The organism is Halomonas sp. V046, from assembly GCF_052645355.1.
The window spans coordinates 303,043-320,981 of the sequence record NZ_JBQXYF010000001.1 but is presented as its reverse complement, the minus strand read 5'-3'; the positions used below and the strand labels follow the sequence as shown (position 1 = coordinate 320,981).

Below are 17,939 nucleotides of genomic sequence, written 5' to 3'. Positions count from 1 at the left end.
TCACACGGTCTCCTTGGCGTCGGGCGATGCGCTGGGCCCGGCGTCGTTTTTCTCGTCGGTGCGGTGCAGTCCGCGCTCGCTACCGCCGTGATCTTCCTTCGCCGGACGATGAGGGGTGGTGACCTTGCCCAGGTTGGCCAGGATCATCAGGGTTGCGCCGACCACCGCCAGGTAGACGCCCAGGTCAAACAGCATCGCCGTCGCCAGCTCGATCTCACCGACCAGCGGAATCTTGAAGTGGCCGTAGGCGGACGTCAAAAACGGGTAGCCGAACAGCCAGCTGCCGAAACCGGTCAGTGCGGCGATGCCGACGCCGATAATGGCCACGGGCTGGTAGGGGAAGTCGAGGCGCCTTTGCGTCCAGGCCACCCCTCTGGCCATGTAGATCAGGATCAGCCCCACCGCGGTGATCAGACCGGCGATGAATCCACCTCCCGGCAGGTTGTGGCCGCGCAGGAAGATGAACACCGACACCAGTAGCGCGAGTGGCAGCACTACCTGAGACACGCTGGTCAGAATCATCGGGTAGCGGTCCGGCGACCACACGCGGCCTTCGCTGTCGCTATGCGGCATGAACAGGCGCAGGCGATTGAGCAGCTTGAAGATGGCGAGGCCGGCGATGGCCAGGACGGTGATCTCGCCAAGCGTATCGAAGCCACGGAAGTCGACCAGGATGACGTTGACGACGTTGTGACCGCCGCCGCCGGGGACGCTGTTGTCGAGGAAGAATGTCGAGATGCTCGCGGTCTCACGCGTCAACACTGCGTAGTTTAAGGCGGCGAACACCACGCCGAGGCCGCAGGACAGAATAAGATCGCGCAGGGCGCGTCCTGGCGTCGACTCCCGCGGGGTCTTCTGGGGCAGGAAGAACAGCGCCAGCATCAGCAGGATCATCGTCACCACTTCCACCGACAGCTGGGTCAGCGCGAGGTCCGGGGCGGAGAAGCGGGCGAAGGTCAGCGAGACCAGAAGCCCGACCACCGACAGCATCAGCAGCGAAATCAGGCGGTGGCGGTGGGTCAATACCGTTCCGACACCAGAGAAGATCAGCAGTACCGCGCCGAGGATCAGGATGCCGTCCAGCGGCTGGTTGCCCGAGGCGCCGGTCAAGCCGCTCATGTGGGCCAGCCCGATCGCGCCCATGATCAGGGCCATGCTCAGCAGCAGCGTCATGAAACGCTGCAGCGAAGCGTTGTCGAGGAAGGCGGTGATGGCCTCCGCCTTGTCGCCGACGCACTGGACGGCGGCCTCGAAGATGCGACTGGCATCGCGCGGGGGGAAGTCGCGAATGAAGCGCCTTAAGTGGCGGTGCAGGACGTAGAGCAGCAGGCCGGCACCGAGCGCAACCGCGCTCATCGCCAGAGGCAGGTTGAAGCCGTGCCACAGGGCCAGGTGGAACTCCAGCGGGCGTAGCAGGACCGCCTGCACCGCCGGTGCCATGACCCAGGTGGCCATGATGGCGGGGAACAGGCCAATCGCCACGCACAGGATCGCCAGCAGTTCGGCGGGCAGCCGCATCAGATGCGGGGGCTCGTGGGGGGCCTTGGGGGGGGCATGGCGTGGCTCGGCAAAGAATACCGCATGAATCAGGCGCACCGAATATCCCACGGACAGCACGCCGCCGATGGTCGCCAGCACGGGCAGCAGCAGGCTCAGGCCGCCGAGGGTGTGAGTGCCCAAGGTCTCGGTAAAGAACATTTCCTTGGAGATGAAGCCGTTGAAGAGCGGTACCCCGGCCATGGCGGCGCCGGCCACGCTCATCACCAGCGCGGTGACGGGCATCGCCTTGGCCAGTTTGCCGAGCCGCGACAGGTCTCGGGTGCCGGCCTCGTGGTCGATGATCCCCGAGCACATGAACAGCGCCGCCTTGAAGGTCGCGTGGTTGAGAATGTGAAACAGGGCGGCGAGCACGGCCATGGGGCTGCCGATACCGAGAAGTACGGTGATCAGCCCCAGATGACTGACGGTCGAAAACGCCAGGATGCCCTTGAGGTCGGCCTCGACCAGGGCGAACCAGGCGGCGTAGACCATGGTGACGATGCCGATCACGGCGACCAGTGCCGACCATAGTTCGCTGCCGGCCAGCGCCGGGTGGAGCCGCGCCATGAGAAAAATGCCGGCTTTGACCATGGTCGCGGAGTGCAGGTAGGCCGAGACCGGGGTCGGTGCCGCCATGGCGTGGGGCAGCCAGAAATGAAAGGGGAACTGGGCCGACTTGGTGAAGGCGCCGAGCAATACCAGCACCAGCATCAGGGGGTAGCGCGGATCGGCCCGGATGATCTCGCCGCTTTCGAGCACGGTCTGCATGTCGTAGCTGCCGACAATATCACCGAGCAGGATCAGCCCTGCCAGTAGCGCCAGGCCGCCGGCGCCGGTGATCGTCATGGCCATGCGCGCGCCCTTGCGCGCCTCGGAGCGGTGCGACCAGAAGCCGATCAGCAGAAACGACGACAGCGACGTCAACTCCCAGAACATCCACAGCACAAGCAGGTTGTCGGCCATCACGATGCCGACCATGGAGGCCATGAACAGGATCAGAAAGGCGTAGAAGCGGCCGACATTCTCCTTGGCGCTGAGGTAGAAGTGGGCGTAGAGCAGGATCAGCAGGCCAATGCCGAGGATCAGCAGGTTGAACAGCAGCGACAATCCATCCAGGCGAAAGGCCAGGTCGAGGCCCATCTGCGGGGCCCAGTCGAGAGAGGCGCGTACCACCTCGCCGTCCATCAATGCAGGAAGGTGCTGCAGCGTCATGGCCAGAGCCAATGCCGGTAGCAACGCGGTAGCCAGGGTGCACACGAAGCGACCTCTGGAGGCGGTAAATGCCGGCACTAGCACACCTAGCAACGGCAACAGGGGTATCCATAGCAGTGTCATCGTTCGGTCATCCTGCACAATCCTTGAATGCGGTCAACGTCACGAGGGCCCTGGAATCCCGGTCTCAGGCGCTTCGCGTGGCGAGCGAAGGACCGGTAGGCTCTCCCATGGTCGCCGGCACACTTTACCCGAAACGAATCGCTCTCGCCCCCTCATCCGGATTTAACGCTTGCGACCGGCGGTATTGAACAAACATTGTACGATATATGTACGGTGACGCGGGTTGTCGTCACCGGATCGCTTTCCGGGAAGCGGCTAGTTCGACCACAGCGTTGCCGCCGCTGCGTCGGGTCAACGCAGGCTCTTGCCCGTGCGTAGCGACTGGCGATGTCGCGCAACGCGCTGTGACTCGGGGCCCCAGGTTTGCGCGACGCCGGTGGCGACGACAAAACGGCGAGGGTCGTTGCGCCGCCGTGGCCGGGCGGGCCAGCCAATCAGCGGAAGCGGCGGCCGGGGGCCTTGGCGATGTTGCGCAATCGCCTGAGCCCGAATCGCGGTTCCGTGTCTGGTGCGATGGCGTCAGGTAGGTCATCATCTGGGCACATCGATTGCCAAGGACCGCCATCGTCATGCTGACTCGCGTTCTACTACCCGCCATCCTGCTGCTGCCCTTGCTGGGCTGCCAGAGTACCGCCGCCGCACCGGACGCTGCCGGTGCCGACACTAGCCAGCCGGTACCGTCGGAACAGGGGGTGTCCCCCGAGGACGCCTCGTCATCGACGGGGGTGGTGGCCGAGCCACGTTCCTTCGAGGAGTGGTTGGCCGATTTTCGCGCCGATGCGCTCGCCCAGGGCATCAGTCAAGGCACCGTGAATCGGGCGCTGGATGGTCTGCGCTTCAGGCCTCGGGTCATCGAACTCGATGGCTCCCAGCCCGAGTTCGTGCGTCCGATCTGGGAGTACCTCGATACAGCGGTGTCGAACGCCCGGGTCACCCAGGGGCGCGACAAGCTCGCGGCGAATCGTCAGGCGGCCAGCAGTGCCGAGGCCCAATACGGTGTGCCGGCCGAAGTCGTGACGGCGATCTGGGGCATCGAAAGCAACTATGGCAGCAATTTCGGGGATTTCTCGACTCTGGAGGCACTGGCGACCCTGGCCTATGATGGACGCCGGCGTGATTTTGCCCGCGGTGAATTGCTGGCGGCGCTGCAGATCATCGACGCCGGTGACATCACGCCCCAACGCATGAAAGGTTCCTGGGCCGGGGCCATGGGGCACACCCAGTTCATTCCGTCGAGTTTCGTCGCCTACGCCCGCGATGGCGATGGCGATGGCCATCGCGACATCTGGGCCAGCATTCCTGATGTCATGGCCTCCACCGCCAACTACCTCGAACAGTCGGGCTGGCGCGAAGGCCAACCCTGGGGGATGGAAGTCTCGCTGCCGAGTGGCTTCGACTATGCCCAGACCGAGCTGGATACCCGTCGCTCCAGCGCCGCCTGGGCCGAACAAGGGGTGACGGGGCTGGACGCTGGACGCCTGCCTGCCTTCGATGAAGCGTCGGTCATTACCCCCGCGGGGGCACGCGGCCCCGCCTTCCTGGTCGGCCCCAACTTCCGCACCATCCTGCGTTACAACAACGCGACCAGCTATGCCTTGGCCGTGGCGTCGCTGAGCGATCGCATCGCCGGGCGGCCGGGCATTCAGGGGGGATGGCCGCGGGAGGAACAGCCACTGGCCCGTCGTCAGGTCGAAGAAATGCAGGCACGTTTATCGGCGCTCGGCTATGACGTGGGAACACCGGATGGAATTCTCGGTCCCAATACCCGTCAAGGGCTGAGGGCCTGGCAGCGTGACCAGGGCCTGGTGCCCGATGGCTTTGCGACGCGGTCGTTGCTCGAACGACTCGGGCGCTAAGGGCGCAGCCCCTCTATTGATTGTCGCGGCGGCTTGCCGCGACCCCGTTTCAAGGAAAGTGGAATGATGCATTTCTCCTCTCGACTGCCGTTGCCGCGGCGCTTGGCGCTGCTCGGGTTGGCGGTCGCACCTCTGATGGCGAGCCCTGCTTTGCAAGCCGATGACGACGCTGCTGCCAAGGATGTTTTCGGCTGGGTCGAGAAGGCCACCCTCGAGCCCTGGGACGTGGAGGTCAAGGCCAAGCTCGACAGCGGTGCCCTGACGTCGTCGCTGGACGCTCGCGACATCGAAAGGTTCGAGCGTGACGACGAGCCCTGGGTACGTTTCGCCCTGGAGCTCGAGAACGAGGACAACGGCGAGACCTTCCGCAAGGAACTCGAGCGCCCTTTGTATCGTGACATGACGGTGCGCGGTGCCGGCGGCCGCGATGAGCGCCTCGTGGTGCTGCTCAAGATATGCATGGGCGATACCATCCACGAGGAGCAGTTCAGCCTGCGCAACCGCGAGGAAATGAACTATCCGTTGCTGCTGGGACGCCGCACCATCGGAGAGCTGGGGTTGCTCGATGTCAACGAGACTTTCTTGATCGAACCTTCCTGCAACGAGCAGTCGCCGGTGATCAAGCATGAGGGAGAAGGGGAATATGGCACCAACCAGTCCGATCGCCAGGAGGATCCTGACGACAGTGGTGAATCGGACGACACTTGACGGGAGCCGAGGGACCGTCACTGCGGCTCTGCGGTGCGTTTAGAACAGCCGTGCCAGCAGGGCTGTCACCGCCGTTTCCACCCTCAGAATGCGTTCGCCAAGATGGATCCCCTCGCAGCCGGCCGCCAGCATCCTGTCGACTTCCCAGTCGATGAACCCACCCTCGGGCCCGATCAATAGCACAACGGCGTCGTCGATGCCCCGGGGGCAGGCGGCGGACATGCCGGGGTGGGCCAGCAGGCCGCGGCGGCCCTCCAGCAGGCTGGGCAGTCGATCCTCGACGAAGGGACGGAAGCCGCGTGCGGTATCGACCCTTGGCAGGTGGGTATCGCGTGCCTGTTCTAACCCCAGGACCAGGTGCCGATGAATCTTGGCGGGCTCCAGTTCCGGAGACTGCCAGTAGCTCTTTTCGACTCTTCGGCTGTGCAGCAACGTGATGTGCTTCACGCCCAAGGCGGTGGCATGCTCTATGCTTCTGGCCAGCATTCGAGGCCGCGGAAGCGCTAGCACCAAGTGCACCGGCAGGGCGGCCGGAGAAGGCTGGTCGAGCGCCGATACGTCGAAGCGGGCCTCGTCATCGGACAGTGACAGCAGTTCCCCTCGGCCCAGTGGGCCATCCTCGATTCCCAGCGTCATGATATCGCCGACTCGCGCCCGGTGGACCTGGCGGAGGTGGTCGAGTCGTCGGGGGTCTCGAACGCGGGCCAGGGTCGGCGCCACGACGTCTTCGCGGGCGAGCAATATTAAATTCATGGGGCCTCGTGATACGGGATTGTCTTGCAAGGGCCGTGTCGCGGTGCACAATGGACCCTTTGAGGACTCTGGTTTCCTCAATTCAACAAGGAGCAGTGCCGTGCGCGTGATTCGCAAGTATGCCAACCGCAGGCTCTATGATACCGAACAGAGCCGCTATGTGACCCTCGAAGATCTCCGCGGCCTGATTCTCGAGGAGACCCCGTTTCGTGTCGAGGACGCCAAGAGCGGTGAGGATCTGACTCGCACCATCCTGCTGTCGATCATTATCGAGCAGGAACAGGCCGATAGCGACGCCGAGGTGTTTTCCAACGACCTGCTGGAGCAGCTGATTCGGGTCTACGCCATGTCCCAGCCGTTGCCCTTGGCGCGGTACCTGGAACAGGGCACGCGGCTGATGATGGAGCAGCAGAAGAAGATGCAGGATCAATGGCAGCAGGCCATGCGTCACTCGCCGATGGAGTTCATGCGTGAGCTGGCCGAGGAAAACATGCGCTTCTGGCAGAACACGATCAGCCAGGCAGGTCAGACCAAGGACGACGACGACGAGTCGTGATTGGATCGCACTAGCGCCGCGTTTTCTGCCTTGTTTTCTGCCATAATGCCGCCTCGTTTTGACAGTCAAAGGTAGTGCAGCGGATGAAGGTCCTGATCATCGGCGGCGGTGGCCGCGAACATGCCTTGGCCTGGAAGGTCGCCCAATCCCCTCGCGTGGAGGCGGTATTCGTCGCCCCGGGCAATGCCGGCACCGCACGAGAGGCGCAACTGACCAACGTCGATATCGCGGTTTCTGACCTCGATGGGCTGGTGGCGTTCGCCCGTCGAGAACAGGTCGCGCTGACCATCGTCGGCCCCGAGGCGCCGTTGGTGGAGGGCGTGGTTGACCGCTTCCGCGCGGCGGGTCTCGATATCTTCGGCCCGACGGCGGGGGCCGCTCAACTCGAGGGTTCCAAGTCCTTTACCAAGGACTTTCTCGCCCGCCACGATATTCCCAGTGCCGATTACCAGACCTTCACGGCCGTGGCGCCCGCTCTGGCCTACCTGGCCGACAAGGGCGCTCCTATCGTCATCAAGGCCGATGGACTGGCCGCTGGCAAGGGCGTGATCGTCGCCATGACAGAGGCCGACGCCGAAGCGGCGGTCCGCGACATGCTCGAAGACAACGCCTTCGGTGATGCCGGGGCACGGGTCGTGATCGAGGAGTTCCTCGACGGCGAGGAAGCCAGCTTTATCGTGATGGTCGATGGCGCGACCGTGGTGCCCATGGCGACCAGCCAGGACCACAAGCGCGTCGGCGAGGGCGACACCGGCCCCAATACCGGGGGTATGGGCGCCTATTCGCCCGCTCCGGTGGTTACCGCCGAGGTGCACCAGCGGATCATGGATCAGGTCATTCGGCCGACGGTGGCTGGCATGGCGGCCGAGGGGCACCCCTATACCGGTTTCTTGTACGCGGGCCTGATGATCGATGCCGCCGGCAAGCCCAAGGTCATCGAATACAACTGTCGCTTCGGCGATCCCGAGACCCAGCCGATCATGATGCGCCTGGCCAGCGACCTGGCCGAACTGTGCCTGGCCGGCGCGCGGGGTGAACTTGCCGGTCATGGGTGCGAGTGGGACCCGCGGCCGGCCATCGGCGTGGTCATGGCCGCCGAAGGCTATCCGGGGAGCTACCGCAAGGGCGATCCCATTTCCGGCATCGAGGCCGCCGACGCCCTCGGCTGCAAGGTCTTCCACGCCGGCACCCAAGACGCCAACGGCAGCCTGGTGACATCGGGCGGTCGCGTGCTGTGCGTAACGGCACTGGGGGATGACCTGGGAGCGGCGCGGGAGCGCGTCTATCGTGGTGTCGATGCCGTCGACTTTCGGGGAGGCTTCTGCCGCAGCGATATCGCCCACCGGGCCATGGCGCGCCAGTCCTGAATCGCGGCTGGCTCGGCTTGCCTGACAACAATCAAAAAGGAGCGAGCATGGAACGCGTGAGACTCGAATTTCCACAGGCGGCCGTGGTGCATCGTCACCCGATGACGGTGCGTATTACCGACATGAACTACGGCCGTCATCTCGGCCATGATGCTCTGGTGTCCCTGCTGCATGAGGCTCGGGTCGCGGCGCTGGCCGCCTGTGGCCTGAGCGAAGCCGAGCTGGGCGGCTATCCGAGTGTGGCGGCCGATCTGGCGGTTCAGTACCAGGCGGAGGCTCGTTGGCCCGATGCCTTGGTCGTGGATACCGCGTTTCTCGAGCCGGGACGCAAGACGATTACGGTCTATCAGCGCATGCGGCGCGAGCGTGATGAACGCGTGGTGGCCACCGCACGGCTCAATCTGATGCTGGTTGATCCCGCCACTGGGCGCCCGGTGGTGGTGCCGACGTCGGTGCGCGACGCCTTGCTGGGGCCAAGCTGATGTCCCGCGAGTATCCGGTGATCGCCGTGACAGGCTCTTCTGGCGCTGGCACGACCACGGTCAAGCGCACCTTCGAGCGCATGTTTGCCCGGGAGGACGTGCATGCCGCCTTCGTCGATGGCGACGCCTTCCATCGTTATACCCGCCAGGAGTTGGCGCGGATCTTTCGAGAAGAGCCAGAACGCAAGGACGAGCTGTCGCATTTTGCGGTGGAGGCCAACCTGCTCGACCAGTTGGGCGAGCTGTTCCAGGAGTATGGTGACAGCGGCACCGGCACCTATCGTCACTATATCCATGCCGAAGACAAGAAGATGATCGAGGCTGGCTACCAGGTCGGCACCTTCACCGAATGGCAGCCGTTGCCGACCGGCACGGACCTGCTGTTCTACGAGGGGCTGCACGGCGGCCTGGTGACCAGCGATCAGGATATTGCGCGCCACGTCGATCTGCTGGTCGGTGTCGCGCCGACCATGAACCTCGAGTGGATCCAGAAGATCGATCGCGACATGCATGCCCGGGGCTACACCCAGGAGGCCGTGCTCGACACTATCCTGGGGCGCATGGATGACTACGTGCGCTATATTCTGCCGCAGTTTTCCCGCACCCATATCAACTTTCAGCGTGTTCCGACGGTGGATACCTCCAATCCCTTCGAGGTGCAGGATATCCCCACCGACGCTGAGTCCTTCGTGGTGATTCGCTTTCGTGATCCCGCGACCGTGGACTTCCCCTACCTGCTGGCGATGATCCAGGACGCCTTCATGAGCCGTCCCCACACCCTGGTGGTGCCCGGTTCACGCCTATCGCTTGCCATGGAGCTGATCCTTGGTCCCCTGGTGCGCCACCTGCTGGCGCAGCGCCGCTTCCGCTGACGCGCTGTGGTTTCGCATCATGACAACGCCTGGCGGCGGAGTGCCAGGCGTTGTCATGCACCGGACCGAAGCATCACGCGAATCGCTTGGCGCCGGCCACACATACGACGACCGCAAGGCTGACGCCGGCCATGGCCGCGCTGACCGATTCGCCGAGTAGCGTTGCGGCTAGCGCAAGGCCAAGAAACGGTTGCAGCAACTGGAGCTGGCCGACGGCGGCGATACCGCCCCGAGACAGGCCTCGGTACCAGAACACGAAGCCGATCAGCATGCTGAAGAGTGACACGTAGGCAAGCGCTAGCCAGGCCGATGGCGCGATGTTGTCCCAGGTGGTCGGACGGCTGAGGATGGCCAGCGGCAGCATCAGCGGCAAAGACAGAACCAGCGCCCAGGAAATGACCTGCCACCCCCCCAGCGTGCGTGCCAGGCGTCCCCCTTCGGCGTAGCCCAGCCCGCAAGCGACGATGGCCGCCAGCATCAAGGCGTCGCCGGTCCAGGAGGCCGACAGGTCCTGCGTCAGGGCAAAGCCCGCGACCAGGGCGCTCCCCGCCAGGGAGAAAAGCCAGAATCCGAGGCTGGGGCGATCCCCCCCGCGCAGCACGCCGAAGGTGGCCGTGGCCAAGGGCAGTAGCCCGATGAACACCAACGAATGTGCCGAAGTGATGTGCTCCAGGGCGAGTGCCGTCAGCAGGGGAAATCCAACCACCACGCAGATGGCCACGATCCCCAGTGAGGGCAGGTCCGGTCGTGACGGGCGTCGCTGGGGGATACCGACCAGCAGCACCAGTGCCAGCACGCCGGCGATGGCGGCCCGTGCGAAGGTCAGAAAGGTCGGGTCGAAGTCCGTGACCGCGACACGGGTTGCCGGCAATGACCCACTGAAGATCGCGATGCCGATGAAGCCACTGGCCCAGCCACTCTGTCTGTCGTGCATGTGTTGCTCCCGAGGTAAGTCCTTGTGTCGGTCGAGTGTGGTGGTCCGCGGCTATTGCCTCCAGAGACAGTCCATGACAATTTCGACAAACTGTATTGGGCGAAGGAGCGGTACACATGAAGCCCCAGGAGATTTACCGAGGCCAGGGCGACACTCTCGTCGCGCAGGTGATGTCGGCAGTGCAGCGCGAGATCAGCGGTCGCCGGACCGCGTCCGGCGCCAGGCTGCCGTCCATTCGAGCCCTGGCCCAGACGCTGAACGTCTCCAGGTCGACGGTGGTGGAGGCCTACGATCGGCTGGTGGCCGATGGCGTCATCCTCGCGAAACGGGGCTCTGGCTTCTATGTCGCCGAACACCTTCTGCCGTTCTCGGTGGCCCAGAGGGGGCCGAGGCTCGATCGTGAGGTCGACCCTCTGTGGATCACCCGGCAAGCGCTGGAAGCCGCGCCGGGAGTGCTCAAGCCAGGCTGTGGCTGGCTGCCGGAGTCATGGATGCCGCAAGCCGATATACGCCGTTCGCTACGACGCCTGGCACGGGCCCAGGGTGACCACGCCTGCCTGACCGAATACGCCTCGCCGTTGGGGCTGGAGCCCCTGCGTCAGCGCTTGTCCCGACGGCTGGCCGAGCGTGGGATCGAGGCCTCGCCGGCGCAGCTAATGCTGACCGAGTCCGGCACCCAGGCCATCGACTTGCTGTGCCGGTTTCTGATTGAGCCGGGAGCGACGGTGCTGGTCGACGATCCGTGCTACTTCAACTTTCATGCCATGCTGCGTGCGCATCGAGCGACGGTGATCGGGGTTCCCTACACCGCGACCGGCCCCGATATGGAACGCTTCGAGCAGGCCGTCAAGGAGCAGGCTCCGCGGCTCTATATCACCAATTCGGCGCTGCATAACCCGACCGGGGCGACCCTGGCTCCGGCGACGGCGCACCGCATACTGCGCCTCGCCGAAGCTCACGACATGCTGATCATCGAAGACGATATCTTCGCCGATCTCGAGCGGGAGCCCGCGCCACGGCTGGCCGCCCTCGATGGCCTGGATCGGGTGCTGCATATCGGCAGCTTTTCGAAGACGCTGTCGGCATCCGTACGCTGTGGTTTCATCGCCGCGCGCCCGGACTGGATCGATGAGCTGGTCGATCTGAAGCTCGCCACCTCCTTTGGTGGAGGTGGATTTTCGGCACAGCTGGTTCTCGACCTGCTGGAGGATGGCGCTTATCGCAAACACCTCGGTGGTTTGCGCACGCGCCTAGCCGATGCGATGGGATGCGTGGGTGACAAGCTATCCGCCGCCGGACTTGTGGCGTGGACCGAGCCTCGGGCCGGCATGTTCCTTTGGTGCCGTCTGCCGGCCGGGCTGGAGGCCGCTAGCGTGGCGCGTGAAGCCCTTGGCGAGGGCGTGGTCCTCGCACCGGGTGATGCCTTCAGCGTGTCCGGGGCGGCCAGTGGCTACCTGCGCTTCAACGTGGCGCAGTCCCTCGCGCCGAAGGTTTTTGCGGTGCTGGAGAGGGCGATGGAGCGCAGCGCCACGTCGCTGCTTCGAGCCCGCTGACCCGCGCCCATGATTCGAGGCGGGGCGCGGGCTTGTTTGCGTGACAGCCCGGGCGGGGAAGACGCCGGGCAGCGCCTGCAAGCGCCTGGGGCCGGCCCAACGTCTCGCCGTTCGTCTTCTGCTGGGCCCAATGTCTCGCTTGGTGCTGGGCCAGATAACTCGCGTGGTGCTGGGCCGGATAGCTCGCGTGGTGCTGGGCCGGATAGCTCGCGTGGTGCTGGGCCGGATAGCTCGCGTGGTGCTGGGCCGGATAGCTCGCGTGGTGCTGGGCCGGATAGCTCGCGTGGTGCTGGGCCAGATAGCTCGCTTGGTGCTGGGCCAGATAGCTCGCGTGGTGCTGGGCCGGATAGCTCGCGTGGTGCTGGGCCGGATAGCTCGCGTGGTGCTGGGCCGGATAGCTCGCGTGGTGCTGGGCCGGATAGCTCCCTTGGTGCTGGGTCACGGGTGATGGGATCCGTCGTCGTCCTGCGCCAGCGGCTTGGCTGTAGGTGAAGACGACCGGGGAGCGTCTGGCAGTTCGCCAGCGGCGCGGTGCAAGAAGCGCTGAGCCATCGGCTGGGCGCTGACGCCGTGCAGGACCACGGAGATCATCACCGTGAGCACGACGCAGGCCAGGATCTCGTCGCTGCCGGGAATCGGATATTCATCGTAGATGAGCAGGGCGAACAGGATGCTCGCCAGGCCCCGAGGCCCGAACCAGCCAAGAAAGAACTTCTCATAGCGGGACAGGCCCAGGCCTGTGAGCGATAGCCAGATCGGTACCATGCGAATCACCGACAGGTATAGCAGCGCCAGCACCACGGTCTTCCAGGAGGCGTGGTCGAGCGCCAGGGGAACCATGACCGCGCCGAAGATAGTGAAGGTGGCGATGGTCAGCAGCTGGCCTTCGCTTTCCATGAATTCCTCGATGAAAGTGGTGTCGTTGCGCAGGCAATTGCCGAAGGTCAGCCCGCCAAGGAATACGGCGATAAAGCCGTTGCCCCCCACGCTTTCCGCGACCAGATAGGTCAGAAACGCCACCGCGAGAAACAGAATGCCCTGGTACACCGTGGTGATGGACTGATTGTCGATGGCGCGGTCGAGCAGGCGCGCGAAGCCCCAGCCCAAGCCCACGCCCACCGCCGGGCCAAGGGTCAGCTGGGTCAGGGCGAACAGCCAGAGGTTCTCCGGTGCGCCCTCGACGGCGGTGCCGGTGGCGGCAGCCGCCAGCAGTGCCGCCGCGAGGATGACCGGTACCGCCAGGCCATCGTTGAGGCCGCTTTCGACGTTGATCGACTGGCGGATCCGCTCTGGCACACTGGGGCTCGAGACGACGGCCTGGCCGAGGGCGGCATCGGTGGGGGTCAGAATGGCGGCCACCAGCATGGCAGTGCCCCAGGCGGCTTCCGGTGACACCCACTTGGCCAGCAGGGTGCCGGCGATGATGGTCAGCGGCATGCCGATGAGCAGCATGCGGGCCGGAATCGCCACGTCGCGCTTCAGCGTCTTGAACTTGACCACCGAAGCGTCGGCGAAAAGCACGATGATCAAGGTGATCTCGGCGATGGTCTGGGTCAGGTGCTGCTGCATTTCCATGGGCACCAGCCCCGGCGTCAGCACGCTGAGTGCGATGCCGGCGGCCATGAAGATCATGGGCAGGCTGAGCAGCGAGTTGCCGATTCGGCGAGACACCAGAGCGAAGGCCACGATGACCAGGAGTATCAGCAGATAGGGGGCGTCGTGCATGGGGGGTTCCTTGCCGGAGAATAGTGACCTTCTGGTTGTATCATAAGGTTGTAGCATGGCTTGGGTGAGTGCCGGGACCGCTGCAGGAGAACCTCGCGCGGGAAGGCTGAATACGCATACAAACGCAGAAAGGCGCGGGTGAGGTCAGGACAGGGCGTCGCAGGGGACTGACACCGGCGCCGGCGCCGGGTAACCTCGGAAGGGTGACCACTTACCGACGCCTGTCGTCCTTCTCGGAGCCCGCCATGGATTGCCTGTTCTGCAAGATCATCAATCGTGAGATTCCCGCCGACATCGTCTATGAAGACGATCAGGTGCTGGCCTTCAATGATATCGACCCGAAGGCCCCGACCCATCTGCTGGTGATTCCCAAGAAGCACATCGCGACGCTCAATGACCTCACCGAGGAGGACCAGACAGTGGTGGGGCGGCTGCCCTTGACGGCGGCCAAGGTCGCGAAAGACAAGGGATTCGCCGACGACGGCTATCGCGTGGTGATGAATTGCAATGAAGATGGTGGCCAGACGGTCTATCATATCCATATGCACGTGATGGGCGGTCGTCGCTTCACTTGGCCGGCTGGCTAGCTGGCGCACGACGGAGTTTCTTCCGGCATCCCGAGCGTACGACGCATCTGTGCATTTACGGCGCCGCCTGCCCATTCACGCAGGCGGCGCCGGTCGTTTGCGGGCGGCATGCATGGACGCTGTGCATCTCGGGCTGTGCGTCCCGGGCCGCGGGTTCTGACGGGGCGAGGGCGGCCAGTGGCTGAGGCCGATGCGACCAGGCCCCCCTTCGGCACCTGCTCACGACAAGCTCGCGGGGGCAAGACTCCGCCCTTCGTGCACCCGTCATGAACGCCGGTTGGCGACGCCAGGGGGAAGGCTTGAGAGGCCGCCTGGCTGAGGTAGAATAGACGCCATATCTTCAAGGAGAGTGCCATGCCCCGCTCCCTCTCGGGCACCGATCGCGTGATTCACCAGTTCGACAATGTGCTGCGAACCCTGGTTCCGGGTGCCGCCAGTGCCTCGCGCCCATCCCCGGCCACCGACGCGGTGGTGGACGGCGAGATGAGTCTCGATGAGCGTCACCACGCGGCTGGCCTGATGCGAATCAACCATACCGGCGAAGTTTGCGCCCAGGCGCTGTACCAGGGCCAGGGACTGACCGCCAAGCTGCCCGACGTGCGTGGCCAGATGGAAGAAGCGGCCCAGGAAGAGATCGACCATCTGGCCTGGTGCGAGGATCGCCTGACCGAGCTCAAGGCTCACCCGAGTCGACTCAACCCCGTGTTTTTCGCCGCGTCGTTCGGCATGGGCGCCCTCGCCGGGGCCGTGGGCGACCGTGTCAGCCTCGGTTTCGTTGCCGCCACCGAAGAGCAGGTCGGCAAGCACCTGGACGAGCATATCGAGACTCTGCCCGGTGGCGACAGACGTTCCCGCGCGGTACTCCGGCAGATGGCCATCGACGAAGCCCATCACGCCCAGCAGGCCCTGGAAGCCGGTGGCGCTCGCTTCCCGGCCCCGCTCAAGGCCGGTATGACGCTGATGTCCAGGGTGATGACCAAGACGGTCTATCGGTGGTGAAACCGCGCAGCCCTGTCGCCGGCCGGTAGTGCCAGGCGACAGGGCTGCCGTCACCGATGGCGACGCCGACCGCTCCTCTCCTGGAGGCGGTCAGACCGCCTCACCAAGACCCCTCGCTCGGGCCGGCCGGGCGAGGGGTCTTGGTGTGACCTTTACGGCAGTTTCACCGACCCGCTGCTAGCTTTCCACGATCGTATACGAGTGGGTGACCTCCACGCCGCCCTGGGCGAGCATGATCGAGGCGCTGCAGTACTTGTCGGCAGACAGTGCCACCGCTCGCTCGACCTGCTTTTCTTTGAGTCCCCTGCCGGTCACGGTGAAGTGGACGTGGATCTTGGTGAACACGCTCGGGACCGCATCGGCGCGTTCTGCCTCCAGGCTCGCCACACAATCGTCGACCGGGGCGCGGGACTTCTCGAGGATCTCGAGAACGTCGAAAGAGGTGCAGGCACCCATGCCCATGAGCAGCATTTCCATGGGACGCGGGCCGGTATTGCGGCCGCCGTGGTCCGGCGGACCGTCGATAATCACCGCGTGGCCGCTGCCCGACTCGGCGACGAACTGGCGACCGTCGGTCCATTTTACGCTGGCTTTCATGGCGCTCTCCTTGATCTGGAAGTAGCTGAGGTTGCGACACCGGCGTCGGCACACCTGCGGCGATGGCGCGGGCCTGGCGTCAGTGGCTGGCATCAGGGTGGTGTGGGCGGCCGTGCACGGGAGCACTGACCGGCCCCGTTCGTTGCTGCCTTGGTCGGGGCTCGAAAACGGGGAGCAGCATAACAGTTGTGGCTGACATGCTCAGCCGCGCGGGAGCCGTTGGCGTTCGGTGCGTAACCTGGCATCGAGCTCTCGCAGTCTGTCTGGTGTGCCCACATCGACCCAGTTCCCACGGTAGTGACTGCCGCCGACGCGGCCTGTGGCCATGGCGGTGCGTAGCAGCGGGGCCAAGGGGTAGCAGGGTTCGGGCAGGTCGTCGACCAGGCTCGGCGAGAGTACCGCGATGCCGGCGTAGGTGAGCCTGGGGTCCCCTGTGTCGTCGATGCGTCCGGCGTCATCCAGATGGAAGTCGCCCTGGCGATGCTGTTCAGGATTGTCGACCAGGACCAGATGAGCGAGGTCGGACCCGAGGTCAGGAAGGCCAGCAACATCCAGATCGCACCAGATATCGCCATTGATCAGCACGAAGGGATCGTCGCCGAGCAGCGGGCGAGCCTTGGCAATGCCACCGGCGGTCTCCAGCGGCGTCGATTCCTGGCTGAAGGACAGGCGCAAGCCGAAACGCGAGCCGTCACCGAGGGCGGCGATGATCTGCTCGGCGCGATAACTCACGTTGATGACCACGTCGTGAAAGCCGGCCCGGGCCAGATGCTGCAGATGGTGTTCGATCAGTGGCCGGCCGGCCACGGGCAACAGGGGCTTGGGGCAGTGGTCGGTCAGCGGACGCATGCGCTTGCCGAGGCCGGCGGCGAGAATCATCGCCTTCATGACGCTTCTCCCGCAGGCGTGGTGGTGCCCGGAACCTTCGCCATGAGCGCGGGCTCCAGGGTCGTCCATAACCAGGCCTTGAAGGACTCATGGCCGGGTATCTCATCGAGGGCGTCGTGGAGATGGGCCAGGAAGTGGGGCAGGCGTTCGAGATAGCCCGAGCGCTCGTCGCGCAGGGTCAGACGGCAGAAGATGCCCAGGACCTTGAGCGCACGCTGGGCGGCCATGGCGTTGACCTGCTGGCTGAAGGCCTCAAGTGACGGCGTCGATCCAAGGCGGCCGTCGGCCCGGGCGCGGCGCCAGAAGTCGGCGATCCAGGTCGCTCGCTGGGCCGCCGAAAAGCGGCAATAGCGGCCGTGGATCAGTGAGATCAGGTCGTAGCTGATGGGCCCCGCCAGGGCATCCTGGAAATCGATCAGGTAGAGCCGGTCGTCATGTTGCATCAGGTTCATGGCGTCATAGTCGCGGTGGACGGCGACCACTCGCTGGTCCAGCGCCGTGTCGATCAACTCGCGGCGCAGCGCCGGCCACTCTGCCGGCGGCGTCATGTCGAGCCAGGCGCCGAGGCACCAGTCGGGAAACAAGTCCAGCTCGCGAGCGAGAGTGGCCTCGTCGTAGGGCGGCAAATGGCTCGGATCCGCCCGCCGTTGAAGGTCATCGATTAACGCTAGCGCCTGCTCGAAGTGGGCCAGGGTGGCGGGCTCGTCGGCGCGGCCAAGGGCCAGGTGCAAGGGGGCATCGCCCAGGTCCTCGAGCTCGATGAAGCCCGCCTCGGGGTCGACGGCGTGGAGCAACGGCACCGGCAGGCCGACCCCTCGCCAGTCCCGAGCAATGGCCGTGAAGGGACGGGTATCCTCCTGGGGAGGAGGCGCGTCCATCAGCATGCGTGGTGCCTCGTCGCCAAGACGCAGCCGATAGTACCGGCGAAAGCTGGCGTCTCCGGCGGCCAGCTCTAGCGACAGGGCCAGGGCGTCGCGCCCGTGGCGGGCGGCGACCCAAGCGCGTAATTGCTCGAATCGCTGGGAGGCGTCGGCCGTTGACATGATGTGCTGGACTCCTGGGGCTGGGCGATTTGGTGGCCGGGGCGATGCGCGGATCGGCCTTAGTGAGCCGGTGCGGTTGACGGTCTCACCACCTCACCGCATGCTGTTCGTTGATTGGCGGCGACTTTGGCGCGAGACTCCTTTC

The 17,939-nt window shown here is 65.0% G+C and carries 17 protein-coding genes; 10 read left to right on the top strand and 7 right to left on the bottom strand.

Annotated elements, in window-relative coordinates; all coding sequences use genetic code 11:
- On the bottom strand, window positions 1-2,874 hold the full coding sequence (locus ACUN9Y_RS01370; protein ID WP_445458885.1) for a monovalent cation/H+ antiporter subunit A: 2,874 nt from the start codon (window positions 2,872-2,874) through the stop codon (window positions 1-3).
- 569 nt (window positions 2,875-3,443) lie between these two features.
- Between ACUN9Y_RS01370 and ACUN9Y_RS01365 the strand changes: the two genes are divergently transcribed.
- Window positions 3,444-4,730 (top strand): lytic murein transglycosylase, encoded by a 1,287-nt coding sequence (locus ACUN9Y_RS01365; protein WP_445458884.1) that lies wholly within the window; start codon window positions 3,444-3,446, stop codon window positions 4,728-4,730.
- A gap of 63 nt (window positions 4,731-4,793) precedes the next feature.
- Complete coding sequence (gene rloA3, locus ACUN9Y_RS01360; RefSeq protein WP_445458883.1) at window positions 4,794-5,438, top strand: retropepsin-like aspartic peptidase RloA3; 645 nt, start codon at window positions 4,794-4,796, stop codon at window positions 5,436-5,438.
- Between the two features lie 39 nt (window positions 5,439-5,477).
- Here the strand turns inward: rloA3 and ACUN9Y_RS01355 are convergent, their stop codons facing one another.
- Window positions 5,478-6,191 carry a 16S rRNA (uracil(1498)-N(3))-methyltransferase gene (locus ACUN9Y_RS01355; protein WP_445458882.1) on the bottom strand — a complete coding sequence of 238 codons (714 nt, stop codon included), beginning with the start codon at window positions 6,189-6,191 and terminating at the stop codon, window positions 5,478-5,480.
- A 100-nt stretch (window positions 6,192-6,291) separates the two neighbouring features.
- Here ACUN9Y_RS01355 and phaR point away from each other — a divergent pair, with 100 nt between their 5' ends.
- The 4 genes from phaR to ACUN9Y_RS01335 all read left to right on the top strand — a co-directional run bounded on the left by phaR (window position 6,292) and on the right by ACUN9Y_RS01335 (window position 9,468).
- On the top strand, window positions 6,292-6,747 hold the full coding sequence (phaR, locus tag ACUN9Y_RS01350; protein WP_445458881.1) for a polyhydroxyalkanoate synthesis repressor PhaR: 456 nt from the start codon (window positions 6,292-6,294) through the stop codon (window positions 6,745-6,747).
- An 83-nt stretch (window positions 6,748-6,830) separates the two neighbouring features.
- The gene (gene purD, locus ACUN9Y_RS01345) at window positions 6,831-8,114 is read left to right on the top strand and encodes a phosphoribosylamine--glycine ligase (RefSeq protein ID WP_445458880.1); all 1,284 of its coding nucleotides are present in this window, start codon (window positions 6,831-6,833) and stop codon (window positions 8,112-8,114) included.
- 47 nt (window positions 8,115-8,161) lie between these two features.
- The gene (locus ACUN9Y_RS01340; RefSeq protein ID WP_445458879.1) at window positions 8,162-8,596 is read left to right on the top strand and encodes an acyl-CoA thioesterase; all 435 of its coding nucleotides are present in this window, start codon (window positions 8,162-8,164) and stop codon (window positions 8,594-8,596) included.
- Window positions 8,596-9,468 carry a phosphoribulokinase gene (locus ACUN9Y_RS01335; RefSeq protein ID WP_445458878.1) on the top strand — a complete coding sequence of 291 codons (873 nt, stop codon included), beginning with the start codon at window positions 8,596-8,598 and terminating at the stop codon, window positions 9,466-9,468. Before ACUN9Y_RS01340 ends, ACUN9Y_RS01335 begins: the two co-directional genes overlap by 1 nt.
- Window positions 9,469-9,541: 73 nt before the next feature.
- On the opposite strand, the gene ACUN9Y_RS01330 is transcribed toward ACUN9Y_RS01335, so the two are convergent.
- Entirely contained in the window at window positions 9,542-10,402 is an 861-nt protein-coding gene (locus ACUN9Y_RS01330; protein ID WP_445458877.1) for a DMT family transporter, read from the bottom strand.
- A 116-nt stretch (window positions 10,403-10,518) separates the two neighbouring features.
- On the opposite strand from ACUN9Y_RS01330, the gene ACUN9Y_RS01325 reads away from it, so the two are divergent.
- Both ACUN9Y_RS01325 and ACUN9Y_RS01320 read left to right on the top strand, forming a co-directional pair.
- Window positions 10,519-11,955, top strand: a complete 1,437-nt coding sequence (locus ACUN9Y_RS01325; protein WP_445458876.1) for an aminotransferase-like domain-containing protein — start codon at window positions 10,519-10,521, stop codon at window positions 11,953-11,955.
- 142 nt (window positions 11,956-12,097) lie between these two features.
- Entirely contained in the window at window positions 12,098-12,403 is a 306-nt protein-coding gene (locus tag ACUN9Y_RS01320; protein ID WP_445458875.1) for a hypothetical protein, read from the top strand.
- Here the strand turns inward: ACUN9Y_RS01320 and ACUN9Y_RS01315 are convergent.
- Entirely contained in the window at window positions 12,394-13,680 is a 1,287-nt protein-coding gene (locus ACUN9Y_RS01315; protein ID WP_445458874.1) for a cation:proton antiporter, read from the bottom strand. The genes ACUN9Y_RS01320 and ACUN9Y_RS01315 overlap by 10 nt on opposite strands.
- Before the next feature lie 245 nt (window positions 13,681-13,925).
- Here ACUN9Y_RS01315 and ACUN9Y_RS01310 point away from each other — a divergent pair, with 245 nt between their 5' ends.
- Together ACUN9Y_RS01310 and coq7 are read left to right on the top strand one after the other, a co-directional pair.
- On the top strand, window positions 13,926-14,267 hold the full coding sequence (locus tag ACUN9Y_RS01310) for a histidine triad nucleotide-binding protein (protein ID WP_445458873.1): 342 nt from the start codon (window positions 13,926-13,928) through the stop codon (window positions 14,265-14,267).
- A gap of 354 nt (window positions 14,268-14,621) precedes the next feature.
- Entirely contained in the window at window positions 14,622-15,266 is a 645-nt protein-coding gene (gene coq7 / locus ACUN9Y_RS01305; RefSeq protein ID WP_445458872.1) for a 2-polyprenyl-3-methyl-6-methoxy-1,4-benzoquinone monooxygenase, read from the top strand.
- 177 nt (window positions 15,267-15,443) lie between these two features.
- On the opposite strand, the gene ACUN9Y_RS01300 is transcribed toward coq7, so the two are convergent.
- From ACUN9Y_RS01300 to ACUN9Y_RS01290, 3 genes are all read right to left on the bottom strand, one after another.
- Window positions 15,444-15,863: an OsmC family protein gene (locus ACUN9Y_RS01300; RefSeq protein ID WP_445458871.1), complete on the bottom strand. Its 420-nt coding sequence runs from the start codon at window positions 15,861-15,863 to the stop codon at window positions 15,444-15,446.
- Window positions 15,864-16,064: 201 nt separating this feature from the next.
- A complete protein-coding gene (gene murU / locus ACUN9Y_RS01295; RefSeq protein WP_445458870.1) occupies window positions 16,065-16,751 on the bottom strand; it encodes an N-acetylmuramate alpha-1-phosphate uridylyltransferase MurU in 687 nt (228 codons plus the stop codon).
- A complete protein-coding gene (locus ACUN9Y_RS01290) occupies window positions 16,748-17,794 on the bottom strand; it encodes an aminoglycoside phosphotransferase family protein (protein WP_445458869.1) in 1,047 nt (348 codons plus the stop codon). Before ACUN9Y_RS01290 ends, murU begins: the two co-directional genes overlap by 4 nt.
- Window positions 17,795-17,939 lie beyond the last annotated feature (145 nt).

What these genes read in the sequence shown, in the direction of transcription:
- ACUN9Y_RS01340 (WP_445458879.1), top strand. Translation starts at nt 8,162, where the DNA reads ATGGAACGCGTGAGACTCGAATTTCCACAGGCGGCCGTGGTGCATCGT.
- ACUN9Y_RS01315 (WP_445458874.1), bottom strand. Translation starts at nt 13,680, where the DNA reads ATGCACGACGCCCCCTATCTGCTGATACTCCTGGTCATCGTGGCCTTC.
- purD (WP_445458880.1), top strand. Translation starts at nt 6,831, where the DNA reads ATGAAGGTCCTGATCATCGGCGGCGGTGGCCGCGAACATGCCTTGGCC.
- ACUN9Y_RS01300 (WP_445458871.1), bottom strand. Translation starts at nt 15,863, where the DNA reads ATGAAAGCCAGCGTAAAATGGACCGACGGTCGCCAGTTCGTCGCCGAG.
- ACUN9Y_RS01365 (WP_445458884.1), top strand. Translation starts at nt 3,444, where the DNA reads ATGCTGACTCGCGTTCTACTACCCGCCATCCTGCTGCTGCCCTTGCTG.
- ACUN9Y_RS01355 (WP_445458882.1), bottom strand. Translation starts at nt 6,191, where the DNA reads ATGAATTTAATATTGCTCGCCCGCGAAGACGTCGTGGCGCCGACCCTG.
- ACUN9Y_RS01325 (WP_445458876.1), top strand. Translation starts at nt 10,519, where the DNA reads ATGAAGCCCCAGGAGATTTACCGAGGCCAGGGCGACACTCTCGTCGCG.
- ACUN9Y_RS01370 (WP_445458885.1), bottom strand. Translation starts at nt 2,874, where the DNA reads ATGACACTGCTATGGATACCCCTGTTGCCGTTGCTAGGTGTGCTAGTG.
- ACUN9Y_RS01310 (WP_445458873.1), top strand. Translation starts at nt 13,926, where the DNA reads ATGGATTGCCTGTTCTGCAAGATCATCAATCGTGAGATTCCCGCCGAC.
- murU (WP_445458870.1), bottom strand. Translation starts at nt 16,751, where the DNA reads ATGAAGGCGATGATTCTCGCCGCCGGCCTCGGCAAGCGCATGCGTCCG.
- ACUN9Y_RS01330 (WP_445458877.1), bottom strand. Translation starts at nt 10,402, where the DNA reads ATGCACGACAGACAGAGTGGCTGGGCCAGTGGCTTCATCGGCATCGCG.
- rloA3 (WP_445458883.1), top strand. Translation starts at nt 4,794, where the DNA reads ATGATGCATTTCTCCTCTCGACTGCCGTTGCCGCGGCGCTTGGCGCTG.
- ACUN9Y_RS01290 (WP_445458869.1), bottom strand. Translation starts at nt 17,794, where the DNA reads ATGTCAACGGCCGACGCCTCCCAGCGATTCGAGCAATTACGCGCTTGG.
- ACUN9Y_RS01335 (WP_445458878.1), top strand. Translation starts at nt 8,596, where the DNA reads ATGTCCCGCGAGTATCCGGTGATCGCCGTGACAGGCTCTTCTGGCGCT.
- coq7 (WP_445458872.1), top strand. Translation starts at nt 14,622, where the DNA reads ATGCCCCGCTCCCTCTCGGGCACCGATCGCGTGATTCACCAGTTCGAC.